The organism is Micromonospora echinaurantiaca, from assembly GCF_900090235.1.
Lineage (GTDB): Bacteria > Actinomycetota > Actinomycetes > Mycobacteriales > Micromonosporaceae > Micromonospora > Micromonospora echinaurantiaca.
Map to the genome: position 1 here is coordinate 4,062,358 of NZ_LT607750.1, position 23,815 is coordinate 4,086,172.

Here is a 23,815-nt window from a genome sequence, read left to right on the forward strand (position 1 = left end):
CCCGGCGGCTCCGGCGCTCGGGGCGGGGGTGGGGTCACGGGTGGGTGGCGGGGAGGGTGGGGCTGGGCCAGTAGGGCCGGTCGGCGGAGCGCAGCGCCGCCGCGCGCAGGGCCGCCAGCTGGCGTTCCACCTCGGCGAACTGGTCCGGCGGCAGCGGCCCCCAGCGCAGCGCGCCGGCGTTCTCCTCGACCTGGGCGACGGTACGGCAGCCGGGGATCGGCACGCTCCGGCCGCTGCGCGCCCAGATCCAGCCCAACGCGCCCTGGGCCAGGGTGCGCCCGTCGCCGGTGAGCGCCGCCCGCACCGCGGTGACCCGGCGCAGCCACTCCGGCGCCGGCCGGCCGCCGCGGAACCACTCCAGCCAGCCCGGCGCGACCCCGCGCACGTCGTCGCGGGGCAGCGTGGAGCCGGCGGTGTACTTGCCGGTGAGCAGCCCCATCCCGAGCGGCCCCCGGACGACGCTGGCCAGGTCGTACTTGTCGCAGACGGCGAGCAGCTCGGGGGCGTCGCGGAGCACCGAGAGGGCGTGCTGCACGGCGGTGGCGCGCGGGGCGCCGTGGCCGAACGCGGCGGCCCGGTCGGGGCGGTCGGTGCTCCAGCCGTACGCCCGGATCAGGCCGTCGGCGACCAGGTCCTCCAGGGTGCCGACCAGCGCCTCGGCCCGGGGCACCGGCAGGTCGGCCAGGTGCAGCTGGTAGAGGTCGATCCGGTCGGTGTCCAGCCGGCGCAGCGAGTCGTGCACGGCCCGCCGCAGGTACGCCGGGGAGGCGTCCTCCCCGGTCGCCTGCCGGGTCGCCTCGTCGAAGGTGTAGCCCCACTTGGTGGCGATCACCGCCTCGTCCCGCCGGCCGGCGAGCGCGCGGCCGAGGATCCGCTCGCCGTGGCCCGCCCCGTACGTGTCGGCGGTGTCGAAGAGGGTGACGCCGAGGTCGAGCGCGCGCCGTACGGCCCGGACCGACTCCTCGTCGTCGACCGCGCCCCAACCCAGCGGCTGGCTGCCCTCGGCCCACGGGCCACCGATCGCCCAGCACCCCATGCCGAGGGCACTGACCTCGATGCCGCTGCGGCCCAACGTCCGCGTGCTGACTGCCATCGGCAGATCGTGCCACCCGGCGGGCCCGGACGGGTGGTACGCGGCCGATTCAGGACGGCCAGGCGCGGGCCAGCAGTTCCCGGGTGTCGCCGAGCAGTTGGGGCAGCACCTTGGTGCGGCCGATCACCGGCATGAAGTTGGCGTCGCCGCCCCAGCGCGGCACCACATGCTGGTGCAGGTGCGCGGCGATCCCGGCCCCGGCCACGCCGCCCTGGTTCATCCCGAGGTTGAACCCGTGGGCGTTGCTGACCTTGCGGATCACCCGCATCGCGGTCTGCGTGTAGGTCGCCAGCTCGCCGGTCTCCGCCGCGTCCAGGTCGGTGTAGTCGGCGACGTGCCGGTAGGGACAGACCAGCAGGTGACCCGGGTTGTACGGGTAGAGGTTGAGCACCACGAAGACGTGCTCGCCCCGCGCCACCACCAGGCTCTCCTCCGGCGGCCGCCCCGGCGCCAGGCAGAACGGGCAACCGGTGGGCTTCTCGTAGCCGCCCTCGGGTCGGTCCTCGCCGGAGATGTAGGTCATCCGGTGCGGCGTCCAGAGCCGCTCCAGGCCGTCGGCCATGCCGCTGTCCGTGTGCCGTTCCGCCCCTGTCACAAGCCGATCCTACGGACCCGGCCCGGCCGGCGGCGATGCCCGCCGGCGGGATGTCCGTTCCTGCAAGTTGTTGACGGATCGAAGCGCGCCCCTGAAAATTCCATGCATTCAGATACTTCCATTTACCGATGGAGGGCTCCATGATCCGACGGCTCGGCAGGTTCTTCGCGGCGCTCGCGCTGGCCGCCGCCACCACGGTGGTCGGCGTCACCCTCACCCCCGGGGCGGCGCACGCCGACGGCTGCTACACCTGGGGACGCACGCTGTCCCAGGGGATGTCCGGCGAGGACGTCCGGCAACTCCAGATCCGCGTCTCCGGCTACCCCGGCTACGGCGCGGTGATCGGCCTCGACGGCGCGTACGGCCCGGCCACCGCGGCGGCGGTGACCCGCTTCCAGCAGGCGTACGGCCTGAGCGCGGACGGCATCGCCGGCCCGCAGACCTTCAACAAGATCTACGCGTTGCAGGACGACGACTGCACCCCGGTCAACTTCAGCTACGCGGAATGGAACAAGTGCAACAGCACCTGGTCCGGCGGAGCGGTCTCGGCCAGCACCGCCAAGTTCAACGCGCGGGTGTCGATGTGGAAGCTCCAGGCCATGCGGCACGCCCTCGGCGACGTGCCGATCTACCTCAGCAGTGGCTTCCGCAGCTACACCTGCAACAGCGCGGTCGGCGGGGCCTCCAACAGCCGGCACCTCTACGGCGACGGAATCGACCTGACCGGGTCTCCCTCGTTCTGCCGGCTGGCGCAGCAGGCCCGCTACCACGGCTTCACCAACATCCTCGGACCCGGCTACCCGGGTCACAACGACCACACCCACCTGGGTAACAGCCCGAGCCGGTCCTGGTCCGCGCCGACCTGCGGGATCTGACGGCTGACTATTCGTCGACGAAGGCCCCCCGCGGCGCGGGGGGCCTTCGTCACGCCAGGGTCAGGCGGCCGACGGCCCGATGTTGCTCCGCGTGGTGACCACGTCCAGCACGTGGGCGACCGCCTCGGCCATCGGCACCCCGTTGCGCTGCGAGCCGTCCCGGTAGCGGAACGAGACGGTGCCGACCGCCACGTCGTCGTCGCCGGCGATCACCATGAACGGGATCTTCTGCTGCTGGGCGGTGCGGATCTTCTTCTGCATCCGGTCGTCGCCGGTGTCGACCTCGGCCCGGATCCCCTCGGCACGCAGCGCCGCGACGAACCCGTGCAGGTAGTCGGCGTGCTCGTCGCGGATCGGGATGCCGACCACCTGCACCGGGGACAGCCAGGCCGGGAAGGCGCCGGCGTAGTGCTCGGTGAGCACCCCGACGAACCGCTCGATCGAGCCGAACTTGGCGCAGTGAATCATCACCGGCTGCTGCCGGGTGCCGTCGGCCGCCTGGTACTCCAGCCCGAAGCCCTTGGGCTGGTTGAAGTCGTACTGGATGGTCGACATCTGCCAGGTACGGCCGATCGCGTCCTTGGCCTGCACCGAGATCTTCGGGCCGTAGAAGGCCGCGCCGCCCGGGTCGGGGACGAGTTCCAGCCCGGTCTCCTTCGCGCACTGCTCCAGCACCGCGGTCGCGGTCGCCCAGTCCTCCTCCGAGCCGACGAACTTGTCCGGGCGGGACTCGTCCCGGGTCGACAGCTCCAGGTAGAAGTCGGTGATGCCGAAGTCGCGCAGCAGGCCGAGCACGAACGCCAGCAGGTGCTTGACCTCGGCCGGCGCCTGCTCCTTGGTGCAGTACGAGTGCGAGTCGTCCTGGGTGAAGCCGCGCACCCGGGTGAGCCCGTGGATGACGCCCGACTTCTCGTACCGGTAGACCGACCCGAACTCGAACAGCCGCATCGGCAGCTCACGGTAGGACCGCCCGCGCGACCTGTAGATCAGGTTGTGCATCGGGCAGTTCATCGCCTTGAGGTAGTAGTCGCTGCCCTCCATCTGCATCGGAGGGAACATCGTGTCCTTGTAGTAGGGCAGGTGGCCCGAGGTGTGGAAGAGGCCTTCCTTCGAGATGTGCGGCGTCCCGACGTACTGGAAGCCCTCCTCGATGTGGCGGGCCCGGACGTAGTCCTCCATCTCCCGCTTGAGCACACCACCCTTGGGGTGGAAGACCGCCAGCCCGGAGCCGATCTCGTCGGGGAAGCTGAACAGGTCGAGGTCCGCACCGAGCTTGCGGTGGTCGCGCCGGGCGGCCTCCTCCAACAGCTTCAGGTACGCCTTGAGCTCGTCCCGGGTCGGCCAGGCGGTGCCGTACACCCGCTGCAGCTGGGGGTTCTTCTCCGACCCACGCCAGTACGCGGCGGCCGAGCGCATCAGCTTGAACGCCCCGATCAGCCGGGTGTTCGGCAGGTGCGGGCCGCGGCACAGGTCCGACCAGCAGACCTTGTCCTCGTTCGCGGCCAGGTTGTCGTAGATGGTCAGCTCGCCGCCGCCGACCTCCATCACCTCGGACGAGTCCAGGCCCTCGCCCTTGACGTCGATCAGCTCCAGCTTGAACGGCTCGGCGGCCAGCTCGGCCTTCGCCTCGTCCAGGCTGCGGAACCGCCGCCGGCGGAACCGCTGGCCGGACTTGATGATCTCCTGCATCCGCTTCTCGAGCCGGGTCAGGTCGTCCGGCTGGAACGGCTTGTCGACCGCGAAGTCGTAGTAGAAGCCGTTCTCGATCGGCGGGCCGATGCCGAGCTTGGCCTCCGGGAAGATGTCCTGCACGGCCTGGGCGAGCACGTGCGCGGTGGAGTGGCGCAGCACGTTCAGCCCGTCCGGGGAGTCCAGGCTGACCGGCTCGACCTCGGTGTCGACGGCCGGCATCCAGTCCAGGTCGTGCAGCACGTCCTGCGGGTCGCGGACCACGACGATCGCCTTCGGCCCGGCGGCGGGCAGCCCGGCCGCGGCCACCGCGTCGGCCGCCGTGGTCCCGGCGGCGACGACGACGGGGTCGGCCACGGCGGGGGTACGGGGTGCGGACACGGTGACTCCTCCAGCAGACGGAACGGATGTACGCCGACACGCGGCTCCTGCCGATGCTATCGGTCGTGCTCGCCGGCACGGTCGGCGACGCCCACCGCCCGACGGTCGGTCGTCGACCCGCCCGACGCCCGGCGAGTGGCGGCCGGCGGCCGGCGTGCGGCAGCGGCAACGGGCGGTCGGCCCACGGGCGCGCCCCGGGCGATCGGTGGGCGGACGCGCCCGGGCTGTCCGGGCGCCGGTCGCCGCAGGGGAACCGTGGGCGGCAACCGGGCGGTTGAACCATTTCGGCGCGGGATCCGAACTACCGGGTGTGGCCGGAAACCGGTGCCGGCCGCGTGGAGACGGATGGGGACCCGAAGATGGCGATGACACGCGGCCTGGGCCGTCGGGCCGGGGCGGTGGCCGCCCTGGCCGCGGCCGGCGTGCTGGTCTGGCCCGCCACGGCGGACGCGGCGGACGTGACGACCAACCCGACGCAGGCCCGGCAGGGCGACGCGGTGAAGCTGGAGTTCGTGGTGCCCGAGGAGCGGCCCGGCACCCGGACCGACCGGATCGAGGTCCGCCTGCCGGCCGACGCGCCGATCGCCGAGGTGTACCCGATGTCGGTCGACGGCTGGGCGCCCCGGATCGTCACCCGCCGGCTGGACCAGCCGGTGACCGACCTGCACGGTATCCGGCTCGACACGGTCACCAGCGCGGTGACCTGGACCCGGATGCCCGGATACGGCGCCGCCCCGGCTCGGCTCACCCTCTCCATGGGGCCGCTGCCGCAGGTCGACCGGCTCACCTTCCAGGTGATCCAGACGTACGCCGACGGCACGGTGGTGCGCTGGGCCGATCCGGCCGGTGCCCACCGGGCGCCGGTGCTGGCCCTGTCCCCCGCCGCGCCCGGAGCGGTCGCCGGGCACGCCGGCCACGGAGCCCGACCGGCCGGCGGCACGGACGCCGGAGGCGCGGCGCCCGGGTTGGCCGCCGGCGGTGGCGCGCCCGCGCCGGGGGCCGGGGCGGACGACGGCGGAAACGCCGACGCGCTGCTCGCCGCGGGCCTGCTCGCCGGGCTGGGCGGCGGGGCGGCGATCGGTTGGCTGGCCAGCCGGTGGCGCCGCCGCGAGCCGGCCGCCCCGATCGACCGGTCCGTGCTCGACGAGGAGCCATCCGCGCCGGCCGGCACCCGAGCGGTGGCACCCCTGGGCGCCGACCCGACCCCGGAGGTCCCGGCCACCGACAGCCCGACCCCGGCCGGCGGCAGTCCGGCGCCGGCCGGCGACGACGGTCCGGCACCCCGACCGGCGGAGTTGCCGCAGGACGAGACGGCTGCGGGATCGCGGCCGCCGGTCGGTGCGGTACGCGGTTCGGCCCCGATCTGAGCCGACCCGCACCAGGCCGGCCAGCGTCACCCACCCGCGGTCGACCTGTCCGCACAGCCCGCGAGCCGCGCGCAGCAGCCGGTCTCGGCCAGGCCGAGCGGCACGGCCCAGCCGAGCGGCACCGGCCCAGCCGAGCGGCACGGCCCGGCGAAGCGACACCCGCCCGCGGCGCGACACCGGCCCGGCGGACCGACCCGGCCAGCCGCACAGTCAGTCCAGCCAGTCCGGCAGCGGCTCGCGGGCGGCCAGCCACTCCGAGGGCACGCCACCCGGGGTGCCGACGCCGGTGTGCGCGGCCACCACCGCGCCGGCGATCGCCGCCGTGGTGTCGACGTCGCCGCCCGCCTCGACGCAGGCGCGGATCGCCGCCGGGTAGTCGTCCAGGTGCACCGCGGCCACCCAGAGGGTGAAGGCGACGGTGTCCTGGGCGGTCACCCGGGAGCCGTTGCCGAGCGCGTCGACCACCGCCGGCAGCGGCCGGCCGAGCAGTTCCACCGCGCGGCGTACGCCCCGGTGCACCTCGCTGCCCGGGTCGAGCAGCGCGGCCACCGCGGCGAGCAGCCGGTCCGGCGCCGGCCGGTACCCGTCCAACCGGGCGCGGGTGGCCAGCGCGGCGGCCACCGCCACCGCGACCGCCCCGGCGATCCCCTCCGGATGGGCGTGGGTCACCTCGGCCGACGCCCGGGCCTGGGCGGCCGCCCGGGTCGTCGAGTCGGCGAACCACGCGCCCAGCGGGCCGACCCGCATCGCCGCGCCGTTGCCGCACGAGCCCTGCCCGTCGAAGGCGGACGCGGCGGCCACCGGCCACGGCGTGCCGGTGCGGATCAGCCGCAGAATCGTCACCGCGCCCGGCCCGTACCCCCGATAGGGCTCGCACCGCTCGGCGAAGGCCGCGGCGAGCGCGTCCCGGTCGATCCGGCCGGCGTCGGCCAGGGCGGCCACCACCGAGCAGGCCATCTCGGTGTCGTCGGTCCACTCCCAGGGCGGCGGGGGCAGCTTCCCGGCGGCCAGGTCGGCCGGGTGCCGGCCGGGGACGAAGAACTGCGAGCCGAGCGCGTCGCCGACCGAGAGACCGGCGAGGCTGTCCCGGGCGAGGGCCAGGCGGGTGTCGGAAAAGAGGGTGAAGGACATCGTTGTACCAGCTTGCCGGGTTGGCAGGAGCGCCGCAACGCGATCAACTTGCCACGGGCAGTACCGTCTTGGGGTGGCCACCGTGCTCCTGGTCGAAGATGATCACGTCGTACGCGGCGCGATGCTGCGGTCCCTCGCCGACCGGGGGCACGCCGTGCACGCCGTCGGCACCGCGCTGGACGCGCTGCGCCGGGTCGCCGCCGAGACACCCGATCTCGTCGTGCTCGACCTCGGCCTGCCCGACCTGGACGGCTCGGACGCGCTGCGGATGCTGCGCGGCATCACCGACGTACCGATCATCATCGCCACCGCCCGGGACGACGAGCAGTCGGTGGTCCGCCTGCTGCGCGCCGGCGCCGACGACTACATGGTCAAGCCGTTCACCGGCGCGCACCTGGACGCCCGGATCACCACCGTGCTGCGCCGGGCGGGCCGGGCCAGCCGGAGCGTCCAGCCGGCCGTGCACGTCGTCGGTGGGCTCCGGGTGGACGTCGGGGAGCGCAGCGCCCACCTCGACGGTGAGCCGCTGGCGCTGACCCGCAAGGAATTCGACCTGTTGGCGTATCTCGCCGCACGTCCGGGCCGGGTAGTGTCCCGCCGGGAGCTCTTGGAGGAGGTATGGCGGCAGCCATCGGTCGGCGAGGATCAGACCATCGACGTTCACCTGTACTGGCTGCGCCGCAAAATGGGCGAGTCCGCGGCGAAGCCGCGCTACCTGCGCACCGTGCGGGGGGTCGGCTTCCGGCTGGTGGCGCCGGACTGAGGATCACGCTGGCCCTGCTCACGGCCGGCATGTGCGCCCTGGCGGCGCTCGCCTTCCTGATCCCCCTCGGTGCGGTCCTCGGCGACCGTACCCAGGACGAGGCGGTGGCGGACGCCGCCCGGCGCGGCGCGCTGGTGACCGGGGCGCTCGCGGTCAGCACCGACCCGGCGGTGGTGCTCCGGGCCGTCGAGGCCAGCGGCGACGACCCGGCGACCCGGCCGGTGGTGCACGGGCTGGGCCTGAACGAGTCGGCGGGCCGGGCCCGCCCGGCGGACCTGGACCGGGCCCGGTCCGAACGCCGCTCGCTGGTCGTCGACGTGGCCGGCGGCGTGGTCCGGCTCGACCCGGTGGTGCTCGGCGAGCGGACGGCCGTGGTCGAGGTGTTCGTGCCCGAGTCGGACGGCGGCCTCGGCGGACGCTGGCTGCTGCTGTTCGGAGTGGCCGCCGCGCTGACCGGTGCGGCGGTGCTGGTGGTCGACCGGGTCGCCGCGCGGGCCGTCGAGTCGGCCCAGGGCCTGGCCAGGGCGGCGCTCGCGGTGGGCGACGGCGATCTGGGCGTACGCGTCGAGCCGAGCGGGCCGCGCGAGCTGGCCGAGGCCGGGCACGCCTTCAACCGGATGGCCGACCGGCTGGTGGTCTCCCGCACCGACGAGCGGGAGCTGGTGGCGGACCTGTCGCACCGGCTGCGCACCCCGCTGACCGTGCTGCGCCTAGACGCCGAGGCGTTGGAGTCCGACGACACCAGCGTGGGCACGTTCAGCGAGGCGGAGCTGGACCGCCGGCGCACCATCCGCCGGATCCGGCAGGCGATCGTCACCCTCGAGGGCGAGATCGACGTACTGATCAAGACCACCCGCAAGGCGGTCACCCACGAGACCGGGCCGGCCATGTGCGACGTCAGCGAGGTGGTCCGGGACCGGATGGTGTTCTGGGCGGCGCTCGCCGGCGACCAGAACCGCCCGCACCGGGTGATCGGCGCCCAGCTGCGCATCCCCGCCCCGGTGCCGCGGGCCGAACTGGCCGCCGCGCTGGACGCGGTGATCGGCAACGTGTTCCGGTACACCCCCCAGGGCACCGCGTTCGAGGTGGCGGTCTCCCGGCGGGACGGCTACGTGGCGATCCGCATCGACGACGCCGGGCCCGGGATCGCCAACCCCGACCGGGCGCTGCGCCGGGGCGCCAGCGACCAGGGCTCGACCGGCCTCGGGCTGGACATCGCCAAGCGGGTGGCGTTGCAGGCCAACGGCTCGGTGAGCATCGACCGGGCCCGGCTGGGCGGAGCCAGCGTGGTGATGCTCCTCGCCGACCCGGAGGCGGCGCCGCGTCAGGTCAACCGGTTCGGGCTGGTCGGCCGGATGGCCCGGGAGGCGCGGGAGCAGAAGAGCGCCGGCCGCCGCTGGCCCTGCCAGCGCCCCTCCGCCGGCTGAACGCCTCGGCTACCGAATCGCCGCACGAACGCGGTCGCCGGCCGCGGCCGGGATTGGCCGGTGGCCGGCTGTGGGCCGGCGCAAGTCTTCCTTAGGTCTCGGTTAACGACGCCGCGGCGCCGGCCTGGGACTGCCACGATTCAGGTACGAACCCATCAGTTCCACCGGATGTTGCCCCGTGCACCCACCGCCGGTGGAGCCGTGCGCGCGGCGGGAGAAACGGTCCCCCCACACCTGCTCCCGCCGCGCGCCCACCTCCTCCCCGTTCCACCCGGCCGTCCCGCGCCGGCCGTGCCGAGGAAGATCGCGCTCGAACATGGATGTAGTGGCCTCCCGTCGGGAGGCCACTACATCCTGGTTGTAGCGCGATCTTGGCCGGGATCCGGGCAAGTTCTCCCGCTCTTGGCCGGCGTCCGGGCAGGATGTCGCTCGGTCCCGGCTGGGACCGCAGGGGTTCGGACGACCGCCGCGGCGGGCGGTGGAGGGTGCGGCGGGGGCCGGTCAGTGACGGTGGGTGGCCAGGTAGGCGTCGATCTCGGCGTCGATCCGCTGCTTTCCGGCCGGGTCGAGGAACGAGGCGGTCACCGCGTTGCGGGCCAACGCGGCCAGCCCCTCCGGGCCGACGTCCAGCAGCCAGGCCGCGACCGCGTACTCGTCGTTGAGGGTGGTGCCGAACATCGGCGGGTCGTCGGAGTTGATGGTGACCAGCAGCCCGGCCTCGACCAGCTGCCGCAGCGGGTGCTCGTCGAGGCTGGCCACGGCCCGGGTGCGGACGTTCGAGGTCGGGCAGACCTCCAGCGCGATCTGCCGCTCGGCCAGGTGGCTGAGCAGCTCCGGGTCCTGCGCGGCGGAGATGCCGTGCCCGATCCGCTCCGCGCCGAGGTCGCGCAGCGCGTCCCAGACGGTCTGCGGGCCGGTGGTCTCCCCGGCGTGCGGCACCGACCGCAGCCCGGCCGCCCGGGCCTGGTCGAAGTACGGCTTGAACTGCGGCCGCGGCACGCCGATCTCGGGGCCGCCCAGGCCGAAGCTGATCAGCCCGTCCGGCTTCTCCGCCAGGCTGATCCGCAGGGTCTCCTCGGCCGCCGGCAGGCCGGCCTCGCCCGGGATGTCGAAGCACCAGCGCAGCTCGATGCCGAAGTCCGCGGCGGCCCGCTTGCGGGCGTCCTCGATCGCCTCGCAGAACGCCGGCGCCGGGATTCCCCGGTGCACGTGCGAGTAGGGCGTGACGGTCAGCTCGGCGTAGCGGACCTGCTGGCGGGCCAGCTCCCGGGCCACCTCGTGGGTGAGCAGCCAGACGTCGTCCTGGTCCCGGATCAGGTCCACGACGGTGAGGTAGACCTCGATGAAGTGGGCGAAGTCGCGGAACGCGAAGTAGTCGGCCAGCGCCGCCGGGTCGGCCGGCACCGGGCTGCGCCCCTCGTGGCGGGCGGCCAGCTCGGCGACGATCCGGGGCGAGGCGGAGCCGACGTGGTGCACGTGCAGCTCCACCTTGGGCAGTCCGGCGATGAACGTGGGCAGGTCGGTCACAGGTTCTCCTCGGCACGGGCGCCGGTACGGGCCACGACGAAGACGCGGCGGAACGGGAAGTACACCTGACCCTGCCGCACCGGGTACGCCTGCGCGAGGCGTACCCCCAGCTCGGCCCGGAAGTCCGCCCACCCGGCGGCGTCCAGGGCGGCCCGGACGGGGCGCAGCGCGGTCCCCTCCATCCAGGCCAGTACGGGGTGGTCCGCGTCGGCGCGGGCCGGCAGCAGGTGCACGTAGGTAGTCTCCCAGGCGTCCACCGCGCAGCCGGCACCGGTCAGCAGCCGGGCGTAGTCGACCGGGTCGTCCACCGGGGCCTCGCGCAGTAGCGGGGCCAGCTCGGCGCGCCAGGCCGGACGGCCGGCGACCTCGCGCAGCGCCCGGTGCGAGGGAGCGTCGAAGTTTCCCGGCACCTGTACGGCCAGCCACGCCGCGGCGGGCAGTTCCCGGGCCCAGCGGGTGAGCAGCTCCTGGTGGCTGGGGACCCACTGGAGCACCGCGTTGGCCACCACCACGTCCACATCCGGGTCGGGACGCCAGTCCCGCACGTCGGCGACGGCGAAGCCGACCGGGGCGGCCAGGTCGGCGGCCCGTTCGATCATCTCGGGCGACGAGTCCAGCCCGACCACCCGGCTGGCCGGCCAGCGGGTGGCCAGGGTGGCGGTCAGCCGGCCGGGCCCACAGCCGAGGTCGACCACCGCACGCGGCCGGTCGGCCGCCACCCGGGCCAGCAGGTCGTGGAACGGCCGGGAGCGCTCGTCGCCGTAGCGCAGGTACGTCGTCGGATCCCACATGCCAGCCTCCCAAACCGTACGTCCGTCTTGTTAACGGTACGGGTGGTTGAGCGGGCCGGCAAGAGTCTCACTAGGCTCTCCGGTATGGAGCAGCGCACCTTCCACCGGCTCGGCCGGGACGTCGGCGTGATCGGCCTCGGCGCCTGGCAGCTCGGCGCCGACTGGGGCACGGTCAGCGAGGACGACGCGATGGGTGTGCTGACCGCCGCCGTCGAGGCCGGCGTGACCTTCCTGGACACCGCCGACGTCTACGGCGACGGGCGCAGCGAGCAGCTGATCGGCCGGTTCCTGCGCGACCACCCGGACGCCGGGCTGACCGTGGCCACCAAGATAGGCCGGCGGGTGCCGCAGACGCCCGAGGCGTACACCCTGGCGAACTTTCGCGCGTGGACCGACCGGTCTCGGGCCAACCTCGGAATGGACACCCTCGACCTGGTGCAGTTGCACTGCCCGCCGACCGCCGTCTTCGCCGACGACAAGGTCTTCGACGCGCTGGACACCCTGGTCGCCGAGAAGCGGATCGCCGGCTACGGGGTCAGCGTGGAGACCTGCGACCAGGCGCTCACCGCGATCGCCCGGCCCGGCGTGGCGAGCGTGCAGATCATCCTCAACGCGCTGCGGCTCAAGCCGCTGGAGCGGGTGCTGCCGGCCGCCGCAGCCGCCGGGGTGGGCATCATCGCCCGGGTGCCGCTGGCCAGCGGGCTGCTCTCCGGCCGCTACGACGAGCACACCACCTTCGCCCCCGACGACCACCGCAGCTACAACCGGCACGGCGAGGCGTTCGACGTCGGCGAGACGTTCTCCGGGGTCGACTTCGAGCTGGGGCTGGAAGCCGTACGCCGGCTGGTGCCGCTGGTCGGCGCGGACCGCACGATGGCGCAGTTCGCGCTGCGCTGGGTCGTCGACCAGCCCGGGGTCACCGTGGTCATCCCCGGTGCCCGGGACGCCGGGCAGGCCGGGCGCAACGCCGCCGTGGCCGGCCTGGCGCCGCTGTCGGCGGCCGAGCAGGCCGCCGTACGGGAGGTCTACGACGAGCTGATCCGGCCGCGGGTGCACGACCGGTGGTGAGCACGGCGGGCACCGACCGGAACCGCGTCCGGGCAGGGGTACGGCGGTGAGGGGCTGGTTCCGGCTCACCCTCGGGCTGCTCGCCGTGGTCGTCGGCGCGGTCTGGACGGTGCAGGGCCTGGGGTACGTCGAGGACAGCGTGATGACCGACCAGCGGGTCTGGGCGGTGGCCGGCCCGGTGGTCGTCCTGGTTGGACTGGTCGTGCTCTGGTTCGGCCTGCGCGCCCGCCGCCGGCGCTGACCCGGCGCGCGACCCGGCCAGCCCGCGCCGCCCACCGCGATCCGGCAAGCCGCGCCGCCCACCGCGACCGGGTCAGGCGCGACCCGGCCAGCCGCGATCCGACCGAGCGCGCACGAGCCGCCGACGCAACCGCGCCGGAGACGCGGAAAGCCCCGTATCCCTGGGGATACGGGGCTTCACGTCGATCCGAGGGGCCGGATCACCCACTGGCCGACGGGCGCCGGCCGGCGCTGCTCAGATCGGGCGGACCTGCTCAGCCTGCGGGCCCTTCTGGCCCTGGGCGATCTCGAACTCCACCCGCTGGTTCTCCTCCAGCGTGCGGTAGCCGCTGGTCTGGATGGCCGAGAAGTGGACGAACACGTCAGCACCCCCGCCGTCGACGGTGATGAAGCCGAAGCCCTTGTCAGCGTTGAACCACTTCACGGTTCCCTGCGCCATGTGTATCTCCTTCTAAAACTGGCGGCCGAGCACGCCGTGCGGCCGGTTGGCCGTTTTCGAGCAGCGGTGCCTGAGGCGGCCCCCACGAAGGAGACTTCTCTCAACCCACGCCATCTCTCAACAGCGTGGAACAGCAAACCACGTACGCAAAAACTCTGCACAGCCTACCCGACGAAATTCTCCGACATGTGACCTGACGGATGCCGGAGATCCGCTGGGTGGGCGCTTACCGCCATGCGAAAGGCCCCCTCACCGACCGGCTCGGGGGCCCCACGCGAACTCGTCTCAGTCCGGCCAGTGGCCGGTCAGCCGGCGTACGCCGACCGCGCCGCCACGGTCCACTGCGGCCCGGACGACCGCGAAGATGGCGCCCTGCAACGCCGCCGCGGCCAGCACCTCGCCCCAGCCGCGGTCCTCGTCGGTGGCGCTGGGCGCCTCGCCGTCGCCCGCGGTCAGCTTCCAGACCTGCCGGAAGATGGCGCCGGCGACGGTACCGGCGGCGAGGCCCAGCAGGACCCCGACCGGCTTGTACGCGGCCCTGTTGATACTCCTGCTCACCTACGCCTCCCCCGGATGATCAACAACACGATCGCGGCGGCCACCGCGCCGGCCGCCAGCGCGGCGAGCGGCGCCGGGTTGCGGCGTACCGCCTGGCTCCGCTCCTGCGCCTGGGTCCGGGCGACCTGCGCCTTCTGGGTGGCCTGCCCGCGCACCCGGGCCATGGTCTGCGCCGCCTGCTCCCGCATCCGCTCCTTCGCCTGGTCGGCCGAGGACCGCAGGCGGGCCTTGACGTCGGCCTTCGCGGCCAACGCCTCCATTGTCTCGCCCAGCTCGACCCGGGTCCGCCGGATCTCCTCGCGGAGCGCCTCGGTGTCCGGGCCCCTGCCGTTGCCGGTCATCCCCGTCCCCTGTCCTTCACCGCTGCGGCGACGGTGTCCACGTCTGCCCGGACGCTGCGCACCGTGGCCGCGGGCACCGGCGGGACCGCACGGCTGACCTGCTTCTTGCCGATCAGGGCGAGGACGCCGGCCACCAGGAACAGCGCCACCGCCACGATCAGGGCGGCGAGCCAGGCGGGCATGGCCAGGTCCAGCAGCAGGATCGCGGTGGCGACCAGGGCACCGAGACCGTAGAGCGCCAGCGCCCCGCCACCGCCGAAGAGGCCGATGCCGATGCCGGCGTGCTTGCCCTTCTGGGCCAGCTCCGCCCGGGCCAGTGCCAGCTCGTCGCGGACCAGCCGGGAGACCTGCTCCGCGGCCCGCTGCACCAGCTCGGCGGTGGACGGCTCGCTCCCGTTGCGGGATGTGCGGGCGTTCGCCACGTCAGCCATGCTGTCCTCCTTTCATCATCACCGCGCTGTATGCCCGGAGTCGCCGCCCGTCAATCCTGGGTGCGACCGCCGGAGGGCCCGGACCACCGCGTCCCGGGAACCGGCCGGTGCCGGCGCGGGATCAACGGCGTCGCGCAGCGTCCCCACGAATCGCCCGGTCAAACTTCCCGAGCCGGCGGGATGGACGCGCTCCGCGCAGGCGGCACCATCCATGCCCACCCCTCCCAACGCCCCCCACCCCGTCAGGTCACGACCGGGCCGCACGGACGAGCCCCCGGCCGCGGGGCGGCCGGGGGCTCGTCCGGATCGGTGGCGGTCAGCGGCGGGCGTCGACCGGTTCCTCCGGGCCGACGAACGCCTCGCTGCGCGCGTCGCCGTCGTCGCTGCCGCCGAACACCCGGGCGTCGTCGGGCGGGTCACCCTCCACCCGGCGGCGGACCGGCCGGCGCGGCTGCACCCACTGCCACGGCAGGCTGCCGCCGGCGTCGCCGACCTCGGCGCGCATCCGGGGCAGGGCGGTCGGGCGCTGGTCCCGCACCCAGGCGACCAGGTGCTCGCGCACCAGGCAGCGCAGGTCCCAGAGGCTGCCCGCGTCAGCGGCGCTGACCAGCGCGCGGACGGTGATCGTGCCGCCGGTGGCGTCGGTCACCTGGAGGACACAGACCCGGCGGTCCCACAGGTCGCTGCTCTCCACCAGCCGGCGCAGTTCCTCCCGCATCGCCTGCACCGGGATCGCCCAGTCCACGTCGAACTCGGCGGTGCCCAGCACCGCCGCCTCGGTGCGGGTCCAGTTCTGGAACGGGGTGCTGGTGAAGTACGAGGTGGGCAGGATGAGCCGCCGGTCGTCCCAGATCTGGACCACCACGTAGGTCAGCGTCAGCTCCTCGATCCGGCCCCACTCCCCCTCGACGACGACCACGTCGTCGAGGCGTACCGCGTCGCTGAAGGCGAGCTGGAGGCCGGCGAAGACGTTGCCCAGCAGGCTCTGCGCGGCCAGCGCGGCGACCACACCGGCGACACCGGCCGAGGTCAGCACGCCGGCGCCGATGCCGCGCACGCTGGGGAAGGTCATCAGCATCACGCCGACGGCCAGCACCACGATCACCGCGATGGTCAGCCGGCGCAGCATCACCACCTGGGTTCGCACCCGGCGGGCGTGCCGGTTGTCCGGCACGTCGACCCGGAACCGGGCGAGCGCGGTGTCCTCCACCACCACCAGCAGCGCGGCGACCAGCCAGGCCACGCTGGCGATCACCGCGAGCACCAGCAGGTGCAGCAGCACCTGCCGCCAGTCGGTGCCGACCGCGTACCCGGTGCTGAACCGGACGGCGAACTGGACCGCGAGCACCGTGGCGACCACCTGGAACGGTCGGTGCGCGTGGTCGGTGAGTTCGGTCATCAGCAGCGAGCGCCGGCCGAGCCGGCGGATCACCCGGTGCACCACCTCGACCAGGGTGAGTGCGATCGCCGCCGCGGCGAGCGCGGCGACGATCGTACCGAGGTAACTCTGCACAGGTACTGCTCCCTCCAACCGGGCGGTGGTGCTACGGGCAAAGGCCCAATGGTGCCCGGCTGACCCGGAATCGACCAGTTCAGACCTTCCGGTAGCGGGACTGGAGGAAGCAGAAGATGCCGAAGGCGGCGATACCGAGGGCGACCAGGGTGAGGAGGACCTGGCCGTACGACTGCTCGCGCAGCGTACGCAGCGCGGCGTCCAGGCCACGGGCCTTCTCCGGGTCGTAGTTCACCGCGGCCACGATCACCAGCAGGCCCGCGATGCCGTACGCGATGCCCTTGGCGACGTAGCCGGCGATGCCGAGTCGGCGCGCCAACTGCCGGGTGCGGGGCCGCATCTCGCCGAGCTTGAGGTGCTTCTCGAAGCGCTTGACGAGCCCGTAGATCACCAGACCGACGCCGATCGCGGCGAGCACCAGCCCGGCCAGCCCGACCAGCCAGCGGCCGCCGCTGGACTCCATCGCCCGCCCGGTGAGCGCCTCCTGCTGGTCGGCGCTGTTCGAGCCGGCGTCGGAGAACACCTTGTAGGCGGTCCAGGCGAAGTAGAGGTAGACGAGGGTCCGGCCGAGCGACGCCAGCCGCTCCCAGACCCGTTCCTTGCCCCGCTCGACGCGGTGCCCGACGGCCGCCTCCAGCGCCTGCCAGATGGCCATGGCGAGCAGGCCGACGGCGATCGCGACGACCAGGAACCTGCCCAGCGGCTGGGCGGCGAGGGTACGCAGCGCGCCGGACTGGTCGCCGTCGTCGGCGGAGTTGCCGAACGCGATCTGCAGCGCCAACCAGGCGAAGAGCAGGTGCACGATGCCGTAGCCGATGAAACCGACCCGGGCCAGTAGTTCGAGCCACCGGCTGTTCGCCGTGCGGGCGGCGGTGGCTTCCGCGTTCCAGGTGAGTGACATGGCGCCACAATCTCCGAACGCGAAGATTTCCAAACGTCGAGCCACCGCCGCCCCGGCCCGGTCAGCTCCCCGGGTTGCGGGAAACGCGGATCTTGACCTCCTGGTCGGTGACGCTGTCCACGGTCACCCCGAGGCCGCCGACCTCGGCGGCCTGCTGGCCGACGGTGAGCGTCAACTGCTCGCCGGCGACCTCGACGGTCACCTGGTCGCCCTGTGCGCCGATCAGCTTCGCCTCGACGCCGAGGATGGTGGCGCTGGCGTCGACGCCGCGGTCGAAGGTGACCGTGCAGGCGTCCAGCCCGCAGTCGGTGGAGGCGCCGTCGGAGCTGCAACCGGCCAGCACGGCGACGCCGAGCGCCAGGCCGGCCAGCAGGCCGGCGGCCCGGCGGGTGGGGGTCAGCGGAAAGTCAACGCGTCGGTTCGTCACCCGGCCAAGGGTACGAGACACCGGCGACCCCGGCCGCCCGCGGTGATCAACCCGCCGGCCCGCCGGCCCCGCTCCGGTCGGCGCGACCGCTGCTCGCGGGTCGGGTTAGGGTCCCGGGCATGCCGTTCGACATCGCCCGGACCCGGGCCGCGTACCCCGCACTGGCCGAGGGCTTCGTCCACTTCGACGGAGCCGGAGGCACCCAGACCGCCGGCCCGGTGATCGACGCGGTGAGCGCGGCGATGCGGGCGGCGACCGGCAACCGCAGCGCCGCGTTCACCCCCGGCCGGCGGTCGCTGGAGCAGGTGGCGACGGCCCGCGCCGCGGTGGCCGACCTGCTCGGCGCGGAACCCGACGGGGTGGTGCTCGGCCCGAGCGCGACCGCGCTCACCTACACCCTGGCCCGTACGCTCGGCGCCGGCTGGCGACCGCGCGACGAGGTGGTGGTCTCCCGGCTCGACCACGACGCGAACGTGCGCCCGTGGGTGCAGGCCGCCGAGGCGGCCGGCGCCACCGTGCGCTGGGCGGAGTTCGACCGGGACACCGGCGAACTGCCCGCCGGCCAGTACGCCGACCTGGTCGGCGAGCGGACCCGGCTGGTCGCGGTGACCGCTGGCAGCAACGCCGTCGGCACCGTCCCGGACGTGGCCGCGATCGCCAAGACCGCGCACGCGGTGGGGGCCCTGGTCTGCGTCGACGGGGTGCACGCGGTGCCGCACGGCCCCACCGACCTCGCCTCGCTGGGCGCCGACTTCCTGGTCACCAGCGCCTACAAGTGGTCCGGGCCGCACCTGGCGGCGATGGCCGCCGACCCGGCCCGCTGGGAGCGGCTGCGCCCGGCGAAGCTGGTGCCCTCCTCGGACGCCGTGCCGGACCGCTTCGAGTTCGGTACCCCCAGCTTCCCGTTGCTGGCCGGGGTCGCCGCGGCGGTGGACCACCTGGCCGGGCTGGACCCGGCCGCCACCGGCACCCGCCGGGAGCGGCTGCGGGCCAGCCTCGCCGCCGCTCAGGCGTACGAGGAGTCGCTGCTGGACCGGCTGCTGGCCGGCCTGGCCGCACTGCCCGGGGTGCGGGTGCTCGCCGCGCCGGCCCGCCGCTGCCCGACGGTTTCGTTCCGGGTCGACGGGCTCTCCCCCGCGCGGACCCAGGCCGCCCTGGGTGCGGCGGGCTGCTGCCTCTCCGCCGGCGACTACTACGCCTACGAGTACTTCCAGGCGCTCGGGCTGCGCGACAGCGGCGGGGCGGTGCGGGCCAGCATCTACCACTACAACACCGCCGACGAGGTGGACCGGTTGCTCACCGAACTGGGCCGGCTGGCCGACGGCGGGGGCAGAATGGCCGGGTGAGCACCCTGGTCGAGGACAATCCCGCCAAGCACCGTTTCGAGATCCTGGTCGACGACGCGCTGGCCGGGTTCACCGCCTACCTCCCGCGCGGCGAGGTGCTGCTCTTCAGCCACACCGAGGTGGAACCGCGGTTCCAGAACATGGGTGTCGGCGCGGCGCTGATCCGGGCGACCCTGGACCAGGTGCGCGAGCGCGGCGGCCGGGTGGTGCCCCAGTGCCCGTTCATGGCCGCCTTCATCGACCGCCACCCCGAGTACAACGACCTGGTCGTCGCCCGCCCCTGACCGGCTCCACTCCGCCCCGTCGGCGCGGCCGTCCGGGCGGCTGGTCAGCGGCCGGCGAGCAGGTCGGCGGCGGCGCGGGCACCGGCCCGGGTGGCACCGTGCGTGGCGACGTGCACCGCCCCGGCGACCAGGGCGGGCACCCCCAGCTCCACCACCACCGCGTCCGGCCGGGCGGCCAGCGCCCGGTCCACCGCGGCCCGCATCCAGCCGTGCCGGTGCAGGTCGCGCACCACCAGCACGACCGGCCGGTCAGCCGCGGCGGCGGTCGGGTCGGCGGGCACGGTGGCCTCGGCGTAGCGGACGGTGGTGGTGCCGGGCAGCAGGTCGGCCAGCGGGGCGCCGATGCCCCAGGGGGTCTCGGCGCCGATGGCGATGTTGCGCGGCGGCTCGAGCTCCACCACGTACGCGGCGGCGGCCAGCGGCAGCGCGCCCCGACCCGCCGGGGTGGTGGTGACCCGCAGCGCCCGGCGGGCGGCGGCCAGCCCGACGGCCGAGCCCTCGGCGCCGGTGGCGGTCCGGGGCGGCCGGTCGGCGCGGGCCGCGACGGTCCAGGCGGCGAGCTGGCCGACCCGCTTGGCCGCCTCGGCGAGGCGCTCCTCGGGTAGCTCGCCGGAGACCACCGCGGCGACGATGGCGTCCCGCAGTTCCCGGGCGGCGGCCTCGTCGGCCCGCTCACCGCCGATGCAGATCGCGTCGGCGCCGGCGGCGAGCGCGCGGACCGCCGCGCCGGCGAAGCCGTACCGGTCGGCGACCGCGCGCATCTCGACCGCGTCGGTGACCACCACGCCGCTGAAGCCGAGCTCGTCGCGGAGCAGGCCGCTGAGGATCCGGTCGCTGAGGGTGGCCGGCAGCTCCGGGTCCAGCGCGGGAACCAGCAGGTGACCGGTCATCACCGCCTGCACCCCGGCGGCCACCGCGGCCCGGAACGGGGCCAGCTCCACGGCGTCCAGCCGGGCCCGGTCGCCGGTGATCCGGGGCAGGTCGTGGTGCGAGTCGACCCGGGTGTCGCCGTGCCCCGGGAAGTGCTTCGCGCAGGCGGCCACCCCGCCGGACTGCAGACCCCGGACCCAGGCGGCGGTGTGCCGGGCGACCAGTGCCGGATCGGCGCCGAACGACCGGACACCGATCACCGGGTTCGCCGGGTTGGAGTTGACGTCCGCGTCCGGGGCGTAGTCCAGGGTGATCCCGAGCCCGGCCAGCTCCCCGCCCAGGTCGCGGGCGACCTCCTCGGTCAGCGCCGGGTCGTCGACCGCGCCCAGGGCGTGGTTGCCCGGCCGGGAGCTGCCCCGACCGGACTCGATCCGGGTGACGTCGCCGGCCTCCTCGTCGATCGCGACGATGACGTCCGGCCGCTCGGCGCGCAGGGTGGCGGTGAGCGCGGCGACCTGCGCCGGGTCGACCACGTTGCGGGCGAAGAGGACCACCGAGCCGAGGCCCTCGCCGAGCCAGCGGCAGATCCAGGGGGGTGGGGTGGTGCCGACGAATCCGGGCTGCAGGACGGCGGATGCCAGTGCCGCCAGGTTGCCCGTTCGCTCGATCATGCAGCCCCCCGTTACCCCCGTCCGCACCGCCCGTGGCGGCCCCGCCACCCGGCGGTGCTGCCATGGTCACACCGGTCGGTCAAATAGTCAATAAACCTTACAGTTGCCCTCCGGCCGCGGGCTGGGGAGAGTGCGGGGATGGATCCCGCGCTGCTGGCCGACGCGACGAGCCCGGCCGACGTCCCCGGCGTACGCCTGCTCGGCGTGGTGGTGGGCGGCCTGCTGCTGCTGGCCGCGATCCGGGCGATGTTCCGGCGCTGACCGCCGGCCGCGGGCGCCACGGGTGTGGGCGGCGACCGCCGGGGTACCGGTTCCCTCGTTGACCAGGTGCGCGACCGCGACGCGGCGAGGGGGAACCATGAAGATCGGATACTTCCTGTCCTGTGAGGAGTTCACGCCGGCCGAGCTGCTGGAGCAGGCGCGCGGCGCCGAGCGGGCCGGCTTCGAGGGACTGTGGATCTCCGACCACTACCACCCGTGGGTGGACGCGCAGGGGCAGAGCCCCTTCGTCTGGTCGATGATCGGCGCGCTCAGCCAGGTCTGCCGGCTGCCGGTGACCACCGCGGTCACCTGCCCGACCGTGCGCATCCACCCGGCGGTGCTCGCCCAGGCGGCGGCGACCAGCGCGGTGCTGCACTCCGGGCGGTTCGTGCTCGGCGTGGGCTCCGGCGAGGCGCTCAACGAGCACATCCTCGGTGACGCCTGGCCGCAGACCGACGTGCGGCTGGAGATGCTGGAGGAGGCGGTCGCGGTGATGCGCGAGCTGTGGCAGGGCGGCTTCGTCAACCACCACGGCCGGCACTACACCGTCGAGCACGCCCGGATCTACACGCTGCCGGAGACCCCGCCGCAGGTCTACGTCTCCGGTTTCGGCCCGAAGGCGGTCGACCTGGCGGCCCGGATCGGCGACGGCTACGTCAGCACCATGCCCGACGCCGAGCTGGTCCGCCGGTTCCGCGACGGCGGCGGGGGCGCCAAGCCGTGCCAGGCCGGCTTCAAGGCCGCGTACGCGGACAGCGAGGAGGAGGGGATGCGCATCGCGTACGAGCGGTGGCCGAACGCCGGGGTGCCGGGCGAGCTGTCCCAGGTACTCCCCTCGCCGCGGCACTTCGAGCAGGCCGCCCAGCTGGTCAAGCCGGAGATGATGAAGGAGTCCTTCGTCTGCGGCAACAGCGCCGAGGCGCACCTGGAGATGATCGACCAGTACGCCAAGGCCGGTTTCGACGAGGTCTACGTGGCCAACACCGGCCCGAACTCCGCCGGCCTGTTCGACCTCTACCAGCGCGAGGTGCTCCCCCGGCTGCGCTGACCCGCGGCCACCCCGGTCCCGGACCGGTCGTAGACCCGCCGCTCACGCCACCCCGGACCGGCGTTTCGCCGGTGATCAGCCCGGGTACCTCCGGCCCTCGATGAAGCTGACCACGCACTCGAGGACGTTGCGCCGCGCGGCGCGCAGCCTGTTCGGCTGGACCGCGCTGCGCCCCAACCAACTGGCCGCCATGCGCGCGGTGATGAAGCGACGCGACGCCCTGGTGGTGCTGCCCACCGGGGCCGGCAAGTCGGCGATCTACCAGATCCCGGCGAGCCTGATCCCCGGCCCGACGGTGGTGATCTCCCCACTGCTCGCCCTGCAGCAGGACCAGATCGCGGCGCTCAACGAACGCCAGCGGCCGGAGCTGCGCGCGGTGCGGATCAGCTCGGACGAGTCGCCCGCCCAGCAGGCGGAGGCGATCGCCGAGATCCGCGCCGGCCGGGCGGAGTTCCTCTTCATCACCCCGGAACAGCTCGCCAACCCGGACCGGATGGCCGAGGTGCGGTCGCTGCGCCCCGGCCTGGTGGCGATCGACGAGGCGCACTGCATCTCCGCCTGGGGCCACGACTTCCGCCCCGACTACCTGGCGCTCGGCCACCTCGTCGAGGGCATCGGCCGGCCGCCGGTGGTCGCGCTGACCGCCACCGCCTCACCGCCGGTACGCGACGACCTCGTCACCCGGCTGCGGCTGCGCGACCCCGAGGTGGTGGTCTCCGGGCTGGACCGGCCCAACCTGTTCCTGGAGGTTGCCCACTGCCCCACCGAGGACTACCGGTGGCGGCGGTTGATCGCCCTGCTCCGCGACGACCAGCGACCCGGCATCATCTACGTGCCCACCCGCCGCGCCGCCGAGGAGCTGGCCGCCCGGCTCACCGACGCCGGTTTCCCGGCGCAGTACTACCACGGCGGCATGCCGGCCGGCGCCCGCGCCGAGCTGCACGAGGCGTTCCTCGCCGACCGGGTGCCGATCATGGTGGCCACCTCGGCGTTCGGCATGGGCATCGACAAGCCGAACATCGCCTGGGTGGTCCACATGGCACTGCCCGACTCGCCGGACAGCTACTTCCAGGAGATCGGCCGGGCCGGCCGGGACGGCGAACCGGCCCGGGTGCTGCTGCTCTGGCAGGCCGAGGACGTCGGGCTGCAGCGGTTCTTCACCGGTGGGCTGCCCGACGCCACCGAGCTGCGGGACCTGGCCGCGCTGCTGCGCCGCAAGCCGACCAGCAAGAAGGAGCTGCGCGAGCTGACCGGCCTCGGACCGCGCAAGCTCGGCCAGTACCTGGCCCTGCTGGAGCATATCGGCGCGGCCGAGCCGCATGGCCGGCAGCGGATCGGCGCGCCCCGCTACTCGCCCACCCCGGTCGACGCGGCGGCAGCCGCCCTGGCCGAGGCGGAGCGGCAGCAGAGCGTCACCCGGTCCCGGACCGACATGATGCGGGCCTTCGCCGAGACCACCGCGTGCCGGGGACAGACCCTGCTGGCCTACTTCGGCGAGCAGATGACCCAGGTCTGCGGGCACTGCGACAACTGCCACGCCGGCACCAGCACGCCGGACAACGGGGCGGTCGGGCCGTTCCCGGTGCACAGCCAGGTGCGCCACCCGGAGTGGGGGCCCGGGCTGGTGCTCAGCTACGACGACGACCGGATGACGGTTCTCTTCGACGAGGTGGGGTACAAGACCCTGTCCGTCAGCGTGGTGTCCGAACAGGGCCTGTTGACACTGGACTAGCCTGGGCCGGGCGCCGTCGCCGGGCCCACGGACGTGAACGACGAGC

The 23,815-nt window shown here is 74.2% G+C and carries 25 protein-coding genes; 11 read left to right on the forward strand and 14 right to left on the reverse strand.

The window, feature by feature from the left end; genetic code table 11:
* Positions 1-34 precede the first annotated feature (34 nt).
* Positions 35-1,093, reverse strand: a complete 1,059-nt coding sequence (locus GA0070609_RS18270; protein WP_088994901.1) for an aldo/keto reductase — start codon at positions 1,091-1,093, stop codon at positions 35-37.
* 49 nt (positions 1,094-1,142) lie between these two features.
* Positions 1,143-1,655, reverse strand: a complete 513-nt coding sequence (locus GA0070609_RS18275) for an HIT family protein (RefSeq protein ID WP_172899528.1) — start codon at positions 1,653-1,655, stop codon at positions 1,143-1,145.
* Between the two features lie 173 nt (positions 1,656-1,828).
* Between GA0070609_RS18275 and GA0070609_RS18280 the strand changes: the two genes are divergently transcribed.
* Complete coding sequence (locus GA0070609_RS18280) at positions 1,829-2,563, forward strand: D-Ala-D-Ala carboxypeptidase family metallohydrolase (RefSeq protein ID WP_088994903.1); 735 nt, start codon at positions 1,829-1,831, stop codon at positions 2,561-2,563.
* A gap of 60 nt (positions 2,564-2,623) precedes the next feature.
* Here GA0070609_RS18280 and thrS read toward each other — a convergent pair whose 3' ends face one another.
* Entirely contained in the window at positions 2,624-4,633 is a 2,010-nt protein-coding gene (gene thrS, locus GA0070609_RS18285) for a threonine--tRNA ligase (RefSeq protein WP_088994904.1), read from the reverse strand.
* 359 nt (positions 4,634-4,992) lie between these two features.
* On the opposite strand from thrS, the gene GA0070609_RS18290 reads away from it, so the two are divergent.
* Positions 4,993-6,000 carry a YcnI family protein gene (locus GA0070609_RS18290; protein WP_088997814.1) on the forward strand — a complete coding sequence of 336 codons (1,008 nt, stop codon included), beginning with the start codon at positions 4,993-4,995 and terminating at the stop codon, positions 5,998-6,000.
* A gap of 210 nt (positions 6,001-6,210) precedes the next feature.
* Here the strand turns inward: GA0070609_RS18290 and GA0070609_RS18295 are convergent, their stop codons facing one another.
* A complete protein-coding gene (locus tag GA0070609_RS18295; RefSeq protein ID WP_088994905.1) occupies positions 6,211-7,131 on the reverse strand; it encodes an ADP-ribosylglycohydrolase family protein in 921 nt (306 codons plus the stop codon).
* Positions 7,132-7,204: 73 nt separating this feature from the next.
* On the opposite strand from GA0070609_RS18295, the gene GA0070609_RS18300 reads away from it, so the two are divergent.
* Both GA0070609_RS18300 and GA0070609_RS18305 read left to right on the forward strand, forming a co-directional pair.
* Positions 7,205-7,894, forward strand: coding sequence for a response regulator transcription factor (locus GA0070609_RS18300; protein ID WP_088994906.1), 690 nt, complete (start codon positions 7,205-7,207; stop codon positions 7,892-7,894).
* A 29-nt stretch (positions 7,895-7,923) separates the two neighbouring features.
* Positions 7,924-9,321: a HAMP domain-containing sensor histidine kinase gene (locus GA0070609_RS18305; RefSeq protein ID WP_172899364.1), complete on the forward strand. Its 1,398-nt coding sequence runs from the start codon at positions 7,924-7,926 to the stop codon at positions 9,319-9,321.
* Positions 9,322-9,822: 501 nt separating this feature from the next.
* On the opposite strand, the gene GA0070609_RS18310 is transcribed toward GA0070609_RS18305, so the two are convergent.
* Positions 9,823-10,848 (reverse strand): adenosine deaminase, encoded by a 1,026-nt coding sequence (locus GA0070609_RS18310; RefSeq protein WP_088994907.1) that lies wholly within the window; start codon positions 10,846-10,848, stop codon positions 9,823-9,825.
* Positions 10,845-11,639, reverse strand: coding sequence for a trans-aconitate 2-methyltransferase (locus tag GA0070609_RS18315; protein WP_088994908.1), 795 nt, complete (start codon positions 11,637-11,639; stop codon positions 10,845-10,847). Before GA0070609_RS18315 ends, GA0070609_RS18310 begins: the two co-directional genes overlap by 4 nt.
* Before the next feature lie 84 nt (positions 11,640-11,723).
* Here GA0070609_RS18315 and GA0070609_RS18320 point away from each other — a divergent pair, with 84 nt between their 5' ends.
* Positions 11,724-12,707: an aldo/keto reductase gene (locus tag GA0070609_RS18320; protein ID WP_088994909.1), complete on the forward strand. Its 984-nt coding sequence runs from the start codon at positions 11,724-11,726 to the stop codon at positions 12,705-12,707.
* Between the two features lie 46 nt (positions 12,708-12,753).
* A complete protein-coding gene (locus GA0070609_RS18325; RefSeq protein ID WP_088994910.1) occupies positions 12,754-12,948 on the forward strand; it encodes a hypothetical protein in 195 nt (64 codons plus the stop codon).
* Between the two features lie 234 nt (positions 12,949-13,182).
* Here the strand turns inward: GA0070609_RS18325 and GA0070609_RS18330 are convergent, their stop codons facing one another.
* The 7 genes from GA0070609_RS18330 to GA0070609_RS18360 form a co-directional block, all read right to left on the reverse strand.
* Positions 13,183-13,386, reverse strand: coding sequence for a cold-shock protein (locus GA0070609_RS18330; RefSeq protein WP_007075740.1), 204 nt, complete (start codon positions 13,384-13,386; stop codon positions 13,183-13,185).
* A gap of 285 nt (positions 13,387-13,671) precedes the next feature.
* Complete coding sequence (locus GA0070609_RS18335) at positions 13,672-13,932, reverse strand: DUF4235 domain-containing protein (RefSeq protein WP_393350764.1); 261 nt, start codon at positions 13,930-13,932, stop codon at positions 13,672-13,674.
* Positions 13,933-13,940: 8 nt separating this feature from the next.
* Positions 13,941-14,285: a DUF3618 domain-containing protein gene (locus GA0070609_RS18340; RefSeq protein WP_088994912.1), complete on the reverse strand. Its 345-nt coding sequence runs from the start codon at positions 14,283-14,285 to the stop codon at positions 13,941-13,943.
* Positions 14,282-14,716 carry a phage holin family protein gene (locus GA0070609_RS18345; protein WP_088994913.1) on the reverse strand — a complete coding sequence of 145 codons (435 nt, stop codon included), beginning with the start codon at positions 14,714-14,716 and terminating at the stop codon, positions 14,282-14,284. The genes GA0070609_RS18340 and GA0070609_RS18345 overlap by 4 nt, the downstream gene beginning before the upstream one ends.
* A gap of 316 nt (positions 14,717-15,032) precedes the next feature.
* Positions 15,033-16,229 carry a mechanosensitive ion channel family protein gene (locus GA0070609_RS18350; protein ID WP_088994914.1) on the reverse strand — a complete coding sequence of 399 codons (1,197 nt, stop codon included), beginning with the start codon at positions 16,227-16,229 and terminating at the stop codon, positions 15,033-15,035.
* A 79-nt stretch (positions 16,230-16,308) separates the two neighbouring features.
* Complete coding sequence (locus GA0070609_RS18355; RefSeq protein ID WP_088994915.1) at positions 16,309-17,130, reverse strand: DUF1206 domain-containing protein; 822 nt, start codon at positions 17,128-17,130, stop codon at positions 16,309-16,311.
* Positions 17,131-17,191: 61 nt separating this feature from the next.
* Positions 17,192-17,557, reverse strand: coding sequence for a hypothetical protein (locus tag GA0070609_RS18360; RefSeq protein WP_088994916.1), 366 nt, complete (start codon positions 17,555-17,557; stop codon positions 17,192-17,194).
* A gap of 119 nt (positions 17,558-17,676) precedes the next feature.
* On the opposite strand from GA0070609_RS18360, the gene GA0070609_RS18365 reads away from it, so the two are divergent.
* Together GA0070609_RS18365 and GA0070609_RS18370 are read left to right on the forward strand one after the other, a co-directional pair.
* Positions 17,677-18,903, forward strand: coding sequence for a cysteine desulfurase-like protein (locus GA0070609_RS18365; protein WP_088994917.1), 1,227 nt, complete (start codon positions 17,677-17,679; stop codon positions 18,901-18,903).
* Positions 18,900-19,187 carry a GNAT family N-acetyltransferase gene (locus GA0070609_RS18370; RefSeq protein WP_088994918.1) on the forward strand — a complete coding sequence of 96 codons (288 nt, stop codon included), beginning with the start codon at positions 18,900-18,902 and terminating at the stop codon, positions 19,185-19,187. The genes GA0070609_RS18365 and GA0070609_RS18370 overlap by 4 nt, the downstream gene beginning before the upstream one ends.
* A 44-nt stretch (positions 19,188-19,231) precedes the next feature.
* Here GA0070609_RS18370 and GA0070609_RS18375 read toward each other — a convergent pair whose 3' ends face one another.
* The gene (locus GA0070609_RS18375; protein WP_088994919.1) at positions 19,232-20,728 is read right to left on the reverse strand and encodes a glycoside hydrolase family 3 protein; all 1,497 of its coding nucleotides are present in this window, start codon (positions 20,726-20,728) and stop codon (positions 19,232-19,234) included.
* A gap of 138 nt (positions 20,729-20,866) precedes the next feature.
* On the opposite strand from GA0070609_RS18375, the gene GA0070609_RS34905 reads away from it, so the two are divergent.
* From GA0070609_RS34905 to GA0070609_RS18385, 3 genes are all read left to right on the forward strand, one after another.
* A complete protein-coding gene (locus tag GA0070609_RS34905) occupies positions 20,867-20,989 on the forward strand; it encodes a hypothetical protein (RefSeq protein WP_255562330.1) in 123 nt (40 codons plus the stop codon).
* Between the two features lie 97 nt (positions 20,990-21,086).
* Positions 21,087-22,037 (forward strand): TIGR03557 family F420-dependent LLM class oxidoreductase, encoded by a 951-nt coding sequence (locus GA0070609_RS18380; RefSeq protein ID WP_088994920.1) that lies wholly within the window; start codon positions 21,087-21,089, stop codon positions 22,035-22,037.
* A 100-nt stretch (positions 22,038-22,137) separates the two neighbouring features.
* A complete protein-coding gene (locus tag GA0070609_RS18385; RefSeq protein WP_088994921.1) occupies positions 22,138-23,769 on the forward strand; it encodes a RecQ family ATP-dependent DNA helicase in 1,632 nt (543 codons plus the stop codon).
* Positions 23,770-23,815 lie beyond the last annotated feature (46 nt).